Below are 14,659 nucleotides of genomic sequence, written 5' to 3'. Positions count from 1 at the left end.
TCTATTCGCTTATAACTTTAATACTTTTCTTTACTTCTTCAGCAATCCGTCTTGCTTCATTTAAATCTTCATTCACAATGGTTACATGTCCCATTTTTCTAAACGGTCTTGTTTGCTTTTTACCATAAATATGTGGTGTAACACCATCCATTTTCATAATGGTTTCAATATTTTCATAAACTACATTACCAGTATAACCTTCAGCACCAACAAGATTAACCATAACACCTCCAACTTTATTGTCGGTTCGTCCTAAAGGTAAATCTAAAATAGCTCTAATATGTTGCTCAAACTGAGAAGTATAACTTGCTTCAATAGTTTGATGACCTGAATTGTGGGGTCTTGGAGCAACTTCGTTAACTAATATTTCATCGTCCTTAGTTTGAAACATTTCAACAGCCAATAATCCAACATGATTAAATGCTTTGGATGTTTTTAAAGCAACTGCTTCAGCTTTTGTAGCTATTTCGTTTGAAATTCTAGCAGGACATATTACATACTCTACTTGGTTAGCTTCAGGGTGAAATTCCATTTCCACAACAGGATAGGTTTTTGTTTCACCGGAAGGGTTTCTTGCCACTATAACCGCCAATTCATTTTTAAAAGGTATTAAATCTTCAGCAATACATTCACCAGCAGGTAAACCTTCTAAGTCTGAAAGCTTTCTAACCACTTTAACGCCATTACCATCATAACCAAATTGTGCCGCTTTCCATACAAATGGAAATTCTAAACCACCGTTTTCAATAGCGTCTTCAATTTCAGATAAGTATGCAAATCGTGAAAAATCAGAAGTTGGTATCTCGTTATCTCTATAAAATAATTTTTGTTTTGCTTTATTTTGAATACTTCTCAATGTTTTTGAAGCAGGATATACTTTTACACCTTCTTTTTCAAGAGTTTCAAGGGCATCAATATTTACGTTTTCTATCTCAATAGTTAAAACATCTACTTGTTTTCCAAAATTATAAACTGCATCATAATCCAATAAATCCCCTAAATGGAATTCATCACAAGCTATTTTACAAGGCGCTTCATTACTGGCTTCTAAGACAGAAGTATGAATATCAAATTTTCTAGTGTTGTAAAGCAACATTTTACCCAATTGACCACCACCAAGAATACCAAGTTTAAAATTTGAAGAAAAGTAATTCATTTAAATGCTTTTAGCTAAAACAGAATATCGATAGGCAAAAATACACTTAAATCTTAAAATACTCCATAAATCATAAATCAAAAAATGGGTAATACCTAATCTATTGATTATCTTTGCATCTTTAAAATTTATAACCCGTGATAAAGCTACACGACAAATATTTCAAACCCTTTATTTCTGCTAAAGAAATCGATGATGCATTACAGCGTCTAGTTGATGAAATTGCTGAAGATGTAGGTGATGAAATTCCTGTATTTGTTGGTATTTTAAATGGGTCGTTCATGCTAACTAGCGATTTTGTTAAAAAATACCCCAATACATGTGAGGTAACTTTTATCAAATTAGCATCTTATGAAGGTGTTAAATCTACCGAAGATATTCAAAGACTTATTGGTTTAACTCAAGATTTAACAAATAGAACAGTAATTATTTTAGAAGATATCATTGATACTGGAAATACATTGCATGAAGTTCACAGAATATTTAAAAATGAAAACGTAAAAGCATTAAAAATTGCTACACTTTTTTATAAACCCGAAGCATACAAGAAAGATTTTAAATTACATTATGTAGGTATTGAAATTCCTAACAAATTTATAGTAGGCTATGGCTTAGATTATGATGGATTAGGACGACATTTACCAGAAGTATATCAAATAAAAGACACACAACACATGACAAATTTAGTGCTATTTGGCCCTCCAGGAGCAGGCAAAGGAACGCAAGCGGAATTCTTAAAAGAGAAGTATAATTTAGTACATATTTCAACAGGCGATGTTTTTAGATACAACATAAAAAATGATACTGCTTTAGGAATGTTGGCTAAGTCATACATTGAGAAAGGTGCTTTGGTACCAGATCAAGTTACTATAGATATGCTTAATGCAGAAGTTGATAAAAATGCTGATGCCAACGGATTTATTTTTGATGGTTTTCCACGTACTAACGCACAAGCCGAAGCTTTAGATAAATTAATGGATAGTAAAGACTCTCAAATTAATGCTATGATAGCTCTAGAAGTTGATGATGAGGTTTTAGTAAAACGTTTGCTTGAAAGAGGGAAAACAAGCGGAAGAAAAGATGATGCTAATGAGGATGTAATTAGAAACAGAATTAAAGTTTACTACGACGAAACGGCTATACTAAAAGACTTTTATACGGCTCAAGATAAATATTTTGGAGTGGATGGCGTTGGAAGTATCGAAGATATTACACAACGTTTAAACGCAGTTATTGATAAATTATAATAGAGACGTTTATTTGTTTATTCGTCTATCTTTTAATAAAAAAGTTAAAAGGTTAATGATTTAGAATCGAATAAACGAATCCACGGATTAACAAATAAACATTAAAATGACTGAAGGTAATTTTGTAGACTACGTAAAAATGTTTGTGTCTTCCGGAAATGGAGGAAAAGGCTCTGTTCATTTACATCGCGAAAAATATATCACAAAAGGTGGTCCAGATGGCGGAGATGGTGGTCGTGGAGGTCATGTTATAGTTAGAGGAAAAGCAAATCTTTGGACCTTATTGCACTTAAAATTCAAAAAGCATTCGAGAGCTGGCCATGGAGAGCATGGTAGTAGTGGAAGAAGTTTTGGTGCAGATGGAGAAGATGTATACATAGATGTGCCTTTAGGAACTGTTATCCGAGATACCGAAACTAATAATGTCCTTTTTGAAATTACCGAAGATGGTGAAGAGCAAATCTTAGCTGAAGGGGGTAAAGGCGGTCTTGGAAACTGGCATTTCAAGAGTTCTACAAACCAAACACCACGTTACGCGCAACCTGGTATTCCTATGGAAGAAAAGTATGTAACCATGGAACTTAAAGTGCTAGCAGATGTTGGTTTGGTGGGCTTTCCTAATGCAGGGAAATCAACTTTATTATCGGTTGTAACATCTGCAAAACCAAAAATTGCAGATTACGAGTTTACCACGCTTAAACCTAATTTAGGTATTGTAAAATATCGAGATTTTCAAACTTTTGTTATGGCAGATATCCCTGGAATTATAGAGGGTGCTGCAGAGGGTAAAGGTTTAGGTCATTATTTTTTACGACATATTGAGCGTAACTCCATATTGTTATTTCTAATTCCAGCCGATGCTCAAGATATTAAAAAACAGTATGATATTTTACTTGATGAACTTAGGCGATATAACCCAGAAATGCTTGATAAAGAGCGTATCATTGCCATTTCAAAAAGCGATATGCTGGATGATGAACTTCAAGCAGAATTAAAAACTGAACTAGATAATGAGCTACCAATTCCATATATATTCATCTCATCTGTTGCTCAAAAAGGTATTACTGAGTTAAAAGATATGCTCTGGAAGATGCTAAACAATTAAGATATATCTTATCTGTTTTAAACAAAATAATTACTTCCTAATTTTTTTATACTCTAAATACGAATACACAAAAGGTATTAAAGTAATTAATAGTGTAACACTAATAAAGAATATACTATTAAACTTCTTACTAGCTGTAAGGCTAGATATTGCAATAGCTAATCCACCAACAAACCACAATTTGCCAGCTAGTTTATGAGTACGCTTCCAAACACTTTCGTTTTCTAAAGTCCAAGGTGTTCTTATCCCAATAAAATAATTCGCCTTTATGGTTTTCATGTAATTCCCTAAAAGCATAAATAAAATACCAATAGCAAAAATTACAAGTGATGGGTTGGTTATAGATTGTTCTTTTACACTGTAAATTATAAATATAGCTAAAGCAGACATAAATAACACCATCAAAAACTTTAAGTTATGGTATTTATTGCCCATGGTTTGTATGCGTTTTTTCGGGTCTATTAATGGAATAATTGTAAATAAAATATAAGTAACTGCCGATAGTAAAAAAGTAATAAGTATCAGCGAATTTTTACTACCCCAATCATCAATTTCACCTTTGTAATTCCAGTGTGTTGGCACCGTTTCTGGTAGCGAACTCCAGATATAGGCCAAATAAATAAACGGAATTAAAACAATAATTATCAATGGTATTTCTCTTTTAAAATTCATTATTTTATTTTTTTAAGGTTAAAATCCATTGCAATACATCTTCCAGAATTGTTGTGTTTATTGAGTATGTAATAAACTGTCCGCTCTTTTCACTCGTCACCAAATCAGCACGCTTCAAAATATCCAAATGATGTGAGATACTAGGTTTCGAAATATTAAATGCATCAGCAATATCACCCGCAGTCATGTCCTTATCCTTAAGCAATTCCAGAATTTCGCGCCTCGTTTCATCATTTAATGCCTTAAATAAGTAATTCATTAATTAGGTATTTAGACAAATATCTAAATATTATTTTAATTTAGCAAATATTTAGGTTAAAATGATTTGCTCTTTGGGCGTTACCACAAGGGTCGGGCTATCCGTTACAAGTCCTCGCACTGATCCCAACCCCGATAGCTATCGGGGTCGGGATCAGGCTGTGGGCTTTCCACTGCTATCCCTAACGCAACTTCTGAACTAAAAAGAAACATTGGAATAATTTTTGATTAAATTTAGATAAAATTAAACCTATGCGATTTCTAAAAATTAGTATTCTAGCCTTAATTATAGTATCCTGTGCTCCAATTCATGTAAATTATGATTATGATAAAACCACAAATTTTGATAGCTATAAAACCTACCAGTATTATGCTAATATGGAAACAGGTTTAAGCGAATTAGATACTAAACGTTTACTAAATGCTATAGATGCAAAAATGGAATCAAGAGGGTATAATATCTCAGAAAACCCAGATTTTTTTATTGATATTAAAAGTGCAGAATATCAAGGCCAACAAAGGCAAACGGTTGGTGTTGGAGTAGGTGGAGGCGGTAGAAATGTTGGCGGAGGAATATCCATAGGGTTACCCATTGGTCAAGCCAATACAAACCGACAAATAACCATTGATTTTGTTGACGAAAATAAAAATCAACTCTTTTGGCAAGCCATAAGTGAATCTAGTTTTAACCCAAAAGCTACTCCAGAAAAAAGAGAAGAACGATTAAATGCTATAGTTGAAAAAGTGTTGTCTAAATATCCTCCAGAAAAATAGAATGAAGTTAAAACTAGTAATAATACCATTGCTTTTTTTATTTTTTATGAATGGCTATTCTCAACCGAATGATTTTTCAAAAAAGTACAGATATTATTTGGTTGGAACTTGGATACAAGAATCTAGAAACGTTGATGGATATTTAGTTTTTAAGAGGGAAATAGGTAATCAAAAAGACAGGAATAGTTTTAAAATGGAGATATCTAATAATGGTGTCATTAATTTAAAGCATACAAACATGCAGCGGAAATGCGGAAATGATTATCGAAAATCAATATCAAAATGTAAATGGAGTTTAGATTCAGAAAATAAAATTTTGAAAACTTCAATTCCAATTATAATGGGTTTTAAAAAATTCAAAATATTAGATATAAATAGTCGAAAAATGGTTCTGTCATTTGAAAAGTTAGAATAAAATTAATTCTTAACCAATCTCTTACTTGCAATTAAAACATTCCCAGAATAGAAATTAGTAATATACACCCCTTGGCTTAAATTACTAATGTCAACTTGTTGGCTTTCATAATTAGAAAGCTTAGAAGTATTAATAGTTTTTCCGTCAATACTCATTATTTCAACATTTAAGTCAGAAACAGTATTGCTTTCAAACTTTAAATTCAAAACATTAGTAGTTGGATTTGGAAACATTGAAATATTATAACTATTAACTTCACTTTCAATATCATCTACACTCAGCGAAGAATAATTTATTGTCCAAGTGACTGTATAGACGTGAAAACTATCATGATTATCTACTCTTAAAAACGATGTGCCATCATGCACTACAACTGTTAATGTATTTGCACCATCTATTAAATTAGTTGCTTCTATGGAAACATCTTCAACGTTTGTTGCAAAGTTTGAGCTATTCAGAGTCCAATCACTTTCCAACGTATTCGGATTTGGCTTAATCAAATCAAGTTGAAAATCAAGTGGAAATGTTGGGTTGTCAACTGTGTTGTTATTTGGTGTATAATTATCAATAGGAGAAATTAAACTATGTATTTTTTCAATAATACCTTCTTTACAAACAGAGCAAAATGGAACACCTAAATATCGCATTTTACAATTTTGATGTGGCCTATACCAACTCGTAGCATTACCAGATCCACTATGTTGATAAATACCAACTCCATCTGTGCCTACCCAATTTTTCCAACTTACTACAGTAGGGTCTGTTTCTTGAGTCATATTTATAGCTTCAGAAGCAAGTCCATCTCCAGGATAATATTCATCCTTTAAATCAAAGAGCGAATGCCCTATTTCATGTATAACAATTTCATTGGCATTGTTACCTGTAGAGGAAGTAGCGTAGGGGCCACCAGCACCTCCATATTCTGAAGTGTTAACAATAATAATGGGTTGGTCATATTGCGGAAAATTATCAGCCAAAACATCATAAACTATAGATGAGCTATATGTGTAAAGTAACCTGTGAATATTGGCTGTATCAAATGAGGTGTTAAAATAAGTGTCTACGTTACTTATTGGGATGTTGTGAGGTTCTGTGACGTCTGTAGCAGTTCCTGGATGGTCTGTTCCACTATCATTAGATGGTACTTTTATGGCGTAAACATTAAAATAATCTGCGTATTCGGAAAATGGGCTTTGGCTAAATAAACTATTAGAAAAATTGGTAGCATCAGTCACAAACTTATCTAATTCAAATAAGGTGTAACCATCTCCCATAAAAACAAGGTTAATACGTTTATCATTATCTCCTGAAACTTTTATAGCCTCCACATCAAAGGTTTGTCCAACTAAAATTGAGATATTAAAAAAGAATATGAGAAAGCATAAAACAGGTTTCATAGTTACCAGATTTGGGTTTTAATGAGGGGTTCATTTTCAGCAAAGTTACTAATTGTTATATATTTAGTCTCATTTTTAAGCTGTAACCTTATAGAGAACTGCATTTCATCGAAATCAATAATTTTAGTTTTAAAACGTTTTGATTCATCTACATATTCCACTTTTTTAACCAAAGGGTTTTTAATTAATAGCTGGTTTATGATCTTTTGTTTCTTGTTTAGTTCAGTAAAAACTAAATCATTTGGTATTCCATTTTCAATAGTTTCAAAAGGGTTTTGCTTAACTTTTCCTGTTGCTATTTTTTTATTGATAAATGTAATTTCTCTTTTACCAGTGCTTGTCTTCTTTATGGAATAATTTAAAAATAGAATTTTAGGTTCATTTTCAATTTGTGAAGGATTACTAGAGTTGTTTTTTGTGCTTTTACAACAAAACAAAAGCGATAGTAGGATTAGTAGTGTTATTCTATGTAGATAATAATAATTCAAACCAATAAACGTAATAATTTGGGATTAATATGTATAAAGTTAAGCATAAAAAAAGAGGCTGTAAAAGCCTCTTTTTTTATCAAATTATATTAACTGAGTAAATCTTTATACTTGTCTTTATAACCGTAAAGTACAACAACATTTAAAATAAGTAAAACTAGAGCCCCAGCTATATCTCCTGGTGCTAAAGTTGCATGAAATAATACTGCGTTTACCGATATACTCATTAAAATTAAAGCCAATAAAGCTCCAAATTTATTGAAAATTAAGGCTAAACCTGCAACAATTTCAACAATAGCAACTAGTGTTAATGTTTTAGTGTTTACCAATGCACCAAAATAGGCACCTGCATCAGCAGACATCTCTCCCATTGGAATAAAATGTAGAAATTTGTTTAGTCCGAAAACTAAAACAAATAGTCCCAGAAGTATTCTTAGAACCATAAAAACTTTTGAATTCATAATGCTATATATATTAGTTAGTAATCTGAAAGATAGTAAATTGTAAACAAAACCATCTCAAACTTTGTCGAAACAAAGTGTTTAAACCAACAAAACTCTTATTTAATCTGAATTCGTGTGCCTTCACTATGACTGCTAAATTCAGGGGCATACATACTTTGAATTGTAGTAAAGCCATTGCTCATAATTCCAGCGTTATTCACTCTTAAATCATATTCAAATACATATACGCCTTTTGGTAAATAATCAAAAAAGAAATTTGTTGAGGCATCTTTTGTACTTTCATAATACCCTAAACCATCTTGCCATTTATATTGGCTTAATACATTTACAGGTTCTAATCCAGAAGCGCGCATATCTTTCATGTGAACAAATTCCATATTTCTGTCACTTCGTAATTCAATCCTCACTCTAACTAAATCACCAACATTTAAATCAGTTTCGGAAGCGATTTCTGAGATTTCTTCACTAGTATCAGTATTGGTTTTTAAGAATAACTTTTTCTTTAGCTTAAGCGGTGTTTCTGCTGAGGTTATTTTGTCTAAATCTTCAAAATATTGCCAATGTAAACCGCCCCAAGCAACACCTTTTCCTTTTTTAGATATGGTTACATCTGCCATTTCTGGTTTAACTTCAGAAGTATTCCAAGATGTTTTGTAATAGCCTGTTCCAGCTTCAATTTTTACGGCTTCAAGTTTTGAAGGTTCAATTTGTTGTCCGCCAATAACCACGTCAACCATTTCAGTAACAGATAGCCAATCACTACCTTGAAGCAATAAAGCATAAACAACATCTGTAGTTGCTTTTGTTGTTTTCCATCGATTGGTTTGCTTGTTTTTAAGCAACCATATTTTTAGATTATCAATAGTTTCGGTATCATTTTCAATCTCACTAAAAGCTTCAATAAGTAAGGCTTGCGTTTCAATAGGCGCTTGATACCAATACCACGAATTAGTATTTGCTTTCCAATACATGCCTAATTCTTCAGATGTAATACTCGTTTCTTTTAAAGATTTTAAAATTTTCGAAGTTGTTTTCGAATCTTTATTTCTATGAGACACTAAAGCCATTAACCCTTTAGAGTATAACGAACGGGATAGCCAATACTTTTGAATTTGCGTTTGGTAATACTCGGATATATTTTCAACTTCTTTTGATTTTTTAATATCTGGGAAGAAGCTTCGCATATATAAATAATGTAGTTGTGTATAACTTAAGTGGTCTTTACTTAAATCGATTTTTGAGTCGTATTTTCTAATGTCTTTATACTCTTTTACAAATTCATTATCCAAATAATTGATGGCTTTTTGAAGCATTTGAGACCCTTCGACTGCGCTCAGGGTGACATTTAGTTTATTAAGATGACCAAAACCAGTAATAATATGTTGCGTAATGTATCGATTTTCTCTACCACCTTTAAACCAAGCCCAAGCTCCAGATGGCTTTTGATTTGCTTTCAGTTTATTTAAAGCAGATTGTAATTCATTATTCATTTTATTCAAATCGAATAATAACGCAATACGTTTTTTCTGCTCAGTTTCACTTTGTGCATCACGTAACCAAGGCGTTTCTTGAATTAAAATAGATTTGAGCTCTTCATTTTTTTCTAGATTTGAAAGTAGTGCATCGGTATTTCTCCATTGGTTGAATACCTCTTGAATTCTAGGATTAGAGTTTGCAATATGACTTGCTAACGCATTAGCATAATATCTCGAAAATGTTTGCTCATTACAATCATAAGGGTATTCCATTAAATAAGGAAGTGCTTGAACTGCATACCACGCAGGGTTAGAGGTCATCTCCAAAGTCAATTTATGATGCTTTAAAGTTAAAGACGTGTTTGTCTTTAATTTATCTAAAGAGAATGTTTTGCTTTGGTTACTTCTTACCCACATAGGTAATGTTTCGGTAACCAATATTCTGTTAGAAAGTACTGGTAATGCATTTTGCTCCCCATCGCTAAAATCTTCAGATTTAGCAACAATTTTGTATTGTACTGCTTGCACGTTATCAGGAATGCTTAGCATCCATGAAACTTGAGTGTTATTTTCCTTTTCTACTGAAAAGGTCTCGACTGCGCTTGACCTGACAAGCTTTGAAGTGATATCTTTCCCTGAAATAGCATCTGTTAAAATTAATTTAGCTTCGCCTGAAAGTGTTTTTTCTGTAAGATTAGCAATTTTGGTACTTATTGTAATGTCATCACCTTCACGTAAAAAACGTGGTGCATTTGGAATTACCATCAACTCTTTTTGAGTGACTGTGGTTAATGTTTTAGTAGCACTTTCCAAAGTTTTAGTGTTTGCTAATAATCGTAATTTCCATTGGGTTAAAGCTTCAGGTGTTGTAAAACTGAAACTTATATTTCCTGCTTCATCTGTTTTTAACTGTGGAAAGAAAAAGGCGGTTTCTTGAAGGTTTTTACGGATTTTGATGTTGTCGAAGGTTTGTTGCTTGTTGGTTTTCTCATTAGATAAGGAGTCACTATTAATTTGTACTCCGGGTATCTTACCAATTAAATCTAGTGAAACATCATTTTCTGCTTCATTATAAGATTCAACTTTGGCAGCATTAACAGCGTATCCGACACTTTTGCTTTCTCTTTTAACACCCATAGCGGAAATAACAACTTCATCGAGTCCTTGAGTATCTTCAATCATATAAATCAATAAGCGGTTATTTTTGTCTAATTTGATTTCATTATTTATGTATCCGACATAGCTTATTTCTAATATGTCATTTTCTTTAGCGTTTATTGAAAATTCTCCATCGAAATCTGCTGTTACTCCAATTGATGTTCCTTTAATTATAACATTAGCAGCCGGCATTGGAGAGCCCGTATAGTCATAAACAATCCCTGTAACTATTCCTTTTTTTAATGAATCGTCATAACTGAGTATGTTTTTGACTTCATACTTTCTTTTAAGTTGATTTATATAGTTATTGTAAACCCAGCGATTATTATTAAAACTAAACCCAAACCAATTCAACTGGTCATAATATTGTTGTGGGTAACTTATTCGCGACTTATTATTATACACTCTAAAACTTTGTGTTCCAAAACTACGATTAGCGTTTCTGCTGCTTCTAGAATAATAAACAGGATTATTGATAGGGTTAAAATTCCAAGCGTGTGGTTTAAACTGATCTAAAGAAGCATCATACATACTTGCTAACAATTCTGCACTTACTTTGTCGCCATAAGGGCCTTTAATTTTAAATTGCCAAGTTTCGTCAGTTCCTGGTTGTAATTTGTCTCTAAAGGTAAGCGTTTCAATTTCTAAGTTAGTTTTAGGATATGGCACTGAAATAGCTAGTGAACCAGATTTAAAACTATTAAAAACAGCAAAACTATAATGTACCACAAAACCACCTAAATCATTTTCATTAACAGGAATAGAGATTGTTTTTTTATTAGCATTTAGCTTAATAATCTCTGTTTTGATGATGTTTTTATCCTTTTCAATAGTAACCGTAACCGATACATTATTAGCCGCAGAACCTATGGATATGTTTGCGGTATCTCCAATATTATAAGACGATTTATCATTCGAAATTGTAAACAATTGGCTATCCGCAGGCGTTTTATCATCTTCACTATAAAGCATCGTTTTAATTTCATCTTTTACTAATTGCCCAAATTTGTCCTTGCTTTCTAGAATAATAACGTATTCACCAGATTGCCATTTCTTTATTTTACCAAGATTAAGTGTTGTTTCATTTCCTGTGTTAAAAGAGGAAACAAAAACGAGTTTACCCTTTTCCCAATTATTAGAATGCTGTTCGTTATCATAAGCTTCATGCGGAAATAGTTTTTTGAAATCTTCTTCAGAAAACCCTTTATAATCTGGAGCTGCCCATGGTCGTGGTCTTAAAACAGTATTTGGCGCTTTAAGTTTGTATATTTTCACCGTTCCTTTTGCTGGAACAAATTCGCCATTAAGATTTTTAGTGTCAATAGAAATATTATGATTCTTTTTGGTTTTATCCAAAGCACTATCAATACTCATATTAGCTATTAATGCATGATAACCCACATTTACAATAGTTGTAGCGCTTCTGGTTTCACCATTTAAATCGGTAACATCTGCTGTCACTTCGTAATTAAAAATAGGCAAGCTACTTTTGTCTACACTTTGGTCAGGAATGGCTTTAAACGTAATTTCAAATTCGCCTTTATTATTGGTTGTAGTTTCACCATGAGAGATTTCTTGAGGTTCACTATTTACCCAAGGTCTATACCAAAAATACCAACGTGGATATTGCACGTTTCTTTTTACACGATATACTACTTTAGCGTCTGTAATATTACTACCTGCATAAGCTAATGCGTTTCCTTTAACAGTAACCGAGTCGTTAATTTTAAAAGTTTCAGTAATAGGTTTAAACTTGGTTTCAAATTTTGGACGTTTGTATTCTTCTACTGAGAAATAGGTATAGCTATCCATATTAAAACCAGATTCAGTATCAAATTCAATATGATATTGCCCATTCAATCCATTATTTGGTAAAATAAATTCTCCCGAAATAGAACCAAAATCGTTAGTTTTAAAATTTAATTCTTTTACCTCTTCACCATTCACATTATATAAAACAGCATATACATTTTCGTTTACTAAAACTTCTGATTTTCCATCAAGAGTTTTCATAGCAATCGCTTTAAAATAAACAGTTTGTCCTGGCCTGTAAATACTTCTGTCAGTAAATAAAAAGGATTTGTAACTAATACTTTCTTCAGGTTGATTGCGTTTTTGATTGATGTAGAAGTTGCCAAAATAGGCGATGTCATTATTGTATTCTACTTTAAGGTTAATGTCGTTATACCAATTCTTGTCTTTTTCAATTTTAATTTCACCTAATTGATTTGTGGAATAACTTTTTGAAGATCTCTTTTTTACATTTCTAGAATCATAAGAAACTTCAATTTTTGCATTAGTAATAGGAGTTCCATTATTTCTATCTATAATTTGAAAAATTTTATGGTTAGGAGTATTGGTTTCAACCAAAGCCATGTTTGTAACTTGTAGGTTTGAAAAAGCAAAAGTGTCTTGTTTATTATCTACAAATGCGACTGCTAAATACCTGCCATTATTAAGCTTTGGTAATAAAACTTCAGTGGAATGCATTTGGTAGTCTTTTTCATTTTTTAATTTAGAATTCCAAGTTACATGGGCATCTAAATTTTTAATAAACTGCAGTTGCTCATCTTTTCTGTATGTCTTTATAAACTTTTTATATTGATTTTCAGAGATTTTATAAATATTGAATTTTAAGTCGTCTAAATTCTTGTACCTCAATAATAATTTAGCATGATGCTGAATAGGTAAAAAGTCTTCGGTAGTAATTTGAAGCGTTAGTTGTTCAATTTGCGACTTTAATATGGTGCATTTTTCAGCACCTTTACTTTTTGGAAATTTAGAAATAACTTGATTACATATGTCTAAAGCTTCTTTTGCTTTCCATCGCTGTTCTTCATTAGTTTTTGGCTGATAAGATTGACTCTGCTGATAGTAAATAGAAGCTATTTCAAAATCATACAAACTAGAAATTTCATGTGCTTTATTCTTTTTGCTTTCAGCAGTCAATGCTTTTAAAAGAATATCTTGTTTATCAGAAAATGTTGCATGTTGGTTAACAAATTTTAAACGTTCAATATTAACATCAGCTAATGCAAAAGGCGATTCATCTTTCAGATGAAAACGAATCAGTTCTTTGTAAATTTTTAAAGTGTTTAGTTGTAACGAGGTCGAGTCTTTTGATTCTATGTTTAAAGTAGAAAACGTTTCAGCATCAGCTAAAAAACCAGGATTATCAATCTCAAATTTATAAGCAGGTTTGGTAATTTGTGTTTCGTTCGTCTTATAAAACGCTAAGGCGTTATGGCTTAAAAAATCAAAAAGGGAAGGGCGATATATTTTAGACCCTTTCTGTTCATTTAACAAAACATTATAGGTTTTTAAAGACTCCTGTTGTAGCATTAAACCATTCTCTAACGAATTTTGGTAATGCACATGAATTTCACTAAAAAGCGTTTGTAAATCCCAAGTTCTAAAATCTTCAGTATCTACTTTCTCAGATGTTTTGGTACGGTTATAAAACTGCCATCTATGTTGGTTAAAATACTGCCAGTATAAATTAGCCAATAAGTTTTCTAGAATATTTTTAGTTGGAAATTCGCTTTTAGCAATTTTAGCCTTAAAATCATTTATAATACTAAGTTGCGCATCTTCTTCTAAAACCAACGCATACTTACTTTTAAAAAGCATGGTTTTTATAAGTTGCGGATGGTTATCATCTTTAAAAGCTTGTTTCTCAATATCATTAACAAGTTTTAGTGCAGACTTTGGTAAACCGTCAACTTCAAATTTATCAACATTAGTCCATAAATCTTGATAGTTAGGATTTTGGGCTTGAGAAATCGTTGAAAATAGTATAATCATAAATAAAAATAGTGATTGCTTCACTTGTGCTGAATTCATTTCAGTATATGTTTAATTTTGTCTCTAATGTATCTTCAAAAGCCATTCCAAAAAAACAATAAATTAGTAAATGGAGACGTTGGGTGAGTGAAGTTAATCATTTTCATGGTAAAATAGACTTTATCTATATGACTAAAATGGTAAATTCTTAAGATTATCTTAATCAGAAAATAAACTGCCTAAGAAAGTTTATTTTTGTGTTTTCGA

General features: G+C 31.9%; 11 protein-coding genes. 4 read left to right on the top strand and 7 right to left on the bottom strand.

Going from position 1 to position 14,659, the window contains the following annotated elements; all coding sequences use genetic code 11:
• Position 1 precedes the first annotated feature (1 nt).
• Complete coding sequence (locus DIS18_RS02425; RefSeq protein WP_109351440.1) at positions 2–1,156, bottom strand: 5-(carboxyamino)imidazole ribonucleotide synthase; 1,155 nt, start codon at positions 1,154–1,156, stop codon at positions 2–4.
• A gap of 137 nt (positions 1,157–1,293) precedes the next feature.
• Between DIS18_RS02425 and DIS18_RS02420 the strand changes: the two genes are divergently transcribed.
• Positions 1,294–2,403 (top strand): adenylate kinase, encoded by a 1,110-nt coding sequence (locus DIS18_RS02420; protein ID WP_109351439.1) that lies wholly within the window; start codon positions 1,294–1,296, stop codon positions 2,401–2,403.
• A 106-nt stretch (positions 2,404–2,509) separates the two neighbouring features.
• Entirely contained in the window at positions 2,510–3,508 is a 999-nt protein-coding gene (gene obgE, locus DIS18_RS02415; protein WP_109351438.1) for a GTPase ObgE, read from the top strand.
• Positions 3,509–3,538: 30 nt separating this feature from the next.
• Here obgE and DIS18_RS02410 read toward each other — a convergent pair whose 3' ends face one another.
• Positions 3,539–4,180, bottom strand: coding sequence for an SdpI family protein (locus tag DIS18_RS02410; RefSeq protein WP_109351437.1), 642 nt, complete (start codon positions 4,178–4,180; stop codon positions 3,539–3,541).
• 4 nt (positions 4,181–4,184) lie between these two features.
• Positions 4,185–4,439 (bottom strand): autorepressor SdpR family transcription factor, encoded by a 255-nt coding sequence (locus DIS18_RS02405; protein ID WP_109351436.1) that lies wholly within the window; start codon positions 4,437–4,439, stop codon positions 4,185–4,187.
• Positions 4,440–4,690: 251 nt separating this feature from the next.
• Here DIS18_RS02405 and DIS18_RS02400 point away from each other — a divergent pair, with 251 nt between their 5' ends.
• Both DIS18_RS02400 and DIS18_RS02395 read left to right on the top strand, forming a co-directional pair.
• Complete coding sequence (locus tag DIS18_RS02400; protein ID WP_109351435.1) at positions 4,691–5,212, top strand: DUF4136 domain-containing protein; 522 nt, start codon at positions 4,691–4,693, stop codon at positions 5,210–5,212.
• Position 5,213: 1 nt separating this feature from the next.
• Positions 5,214–5,627: a hypothetical protein gene (locus DIS18_RS02395; RefSeq protein ID WP_109351434.1), complete on the top strand. Its 414-nt coding sequence runs from the start codon at positions 5,214–5,216 to the stop codon at positions 5,625–5,627.
• Positions 5,628–5,629: 2 nt separating this feature from the next.
• On the opposite strand, the gene DIS18_RS02390 is transcribed toward DIS18_RS02395, so the two are convergent.
• The 4 genes from DIS18_RS02390 to DIS18_RS02375 form a co-directional block, all read right to left on the bottom strand.
• The gene (locus DIS18_RS02390) at positions 5,630–7,024 is read right to left on the bottom strand and encodes a T9SS type A sorting domain-containing protein (RefSeq protein WP_109351433.1); all 1,395 of its coding nucleotides are present in this window, start codon (positions 7,022–7,024) and stop codon (positions 5,630–5,632) included.
• A gap of 2 nt (positions 7,025–7,026) precedes the next feature.
• Positions 7,027–7,461 (bottom strand): hypothetical protein, encoded by a 435-nt coding sequence (locus DIS18_RS02385; RefSeq protein WP_109351432.1) that lies wholly within the window; start codon positions 7,459–7,461, stop codon positions 7,027–7,029.
• Positions 7,462–7,601: 140 nt separating this feature from the next.
• A complete protein-coding gene (locus DIS18_RS02380; protein ID WP_109351431.1) occupies positions 7,602–7,973 on the bottom strand; it encodes a DoxX family membrane protein in 372 nt (123 codons plus the stop codon).
• A 98-nt stretch (positions 7,974–8,071) separates the two neighbouring features.
• Positions 8,072–14,452, bottom strand: coding sequence for an alpha-2-macroglobulin family protein (locus DIS18_RS02375; protein ID WP_245925560.1), 6,381 nt, complete (start codon positions 14,450–14,452; stop codon positions 8,072–8,074).
• Between the last annotated feature and the right edge of the window lie 207 nt (positions 14,453–14,659).

It is taken from the genome of Algibacter marinivivus (genome assembly GCF_003143755.1).
Taxonomy (GTDB): domain Bacteria; phylum Bacteroidota; class Bacteroidia; order Flavobacteriales; family Flavobacteriaceae; genus Algibacter_B; species Algibacter_B marinivivus.
Note: the sequence above shows the minus strand (reverse complement) of the source record. Positions and strands in the feature narration are given on the sequence as shown.

Bases quoted from the DNA above. Each gene is read 5' to 3' on its own strand.
- DIS18_RS02425 (WP_109351440.1), bottom strand. From the start codon at position 1,156: ATGAATTACTTTTCTTCAAATTTTAAACTTGGTATTCTTGGTGGTGGT.
- obgE (WP_109351438.1), top strand. From the start codon at position 2,510: ATGACTGAAGGTAATTTTGTAGACTACGTAAAAATGTTTGTGTCTTCC.
- DIS18_RS02410 (WP_109351437.1), bottom strand. From the start codon at position 4,180: ATGAATTTTAAAAGAGAAATACCATTGATAATTATTGTTTTAATTCCG.
- DIS18_RS02405 (WP_109351436.1), bottom strand. From the start codon at position 4,439: ATGAATTACTTATTTAAGGCATTAAATGATGAAACGAGGCGCGAAATT.
- DIS18_RS02400 (WP_109351435.1), top strand. From the start codon at position 4,691: ATGCGATTTCTAAAAATTAGTATTCTAGCCTTAATTATAGTATCCTGT.
- DIS18_RS02395 (WP_109351434.1), top strand. From the start codon at position 5,214: ATGAAGTTAAAACTAGTAATAATACCATTGCTTTTTTTATTTTTTATG.
- DIS18_RS02390 (WP_109351433.1), bottom strand. From the start codon at position 7,024: ATGAAACCTGTTTTATGCTTTCTCATATTCTTTTTTAATATCTCAATT.
- DIS18_RS02380 (WP_109351431.1), bottom strand. From the start codon at position 7,973: ATGAATTCAAAAGTTTTTATGGTTCTAAGAATACTTCTGGGACTATTT.
- DIS18_RS02375 (WP_245925560.1), bottom strand. From the start codon at position 14,452: ATGAATTCAGCACAAGTGAAGCAATCACTATTTTTATTTATGATTATA.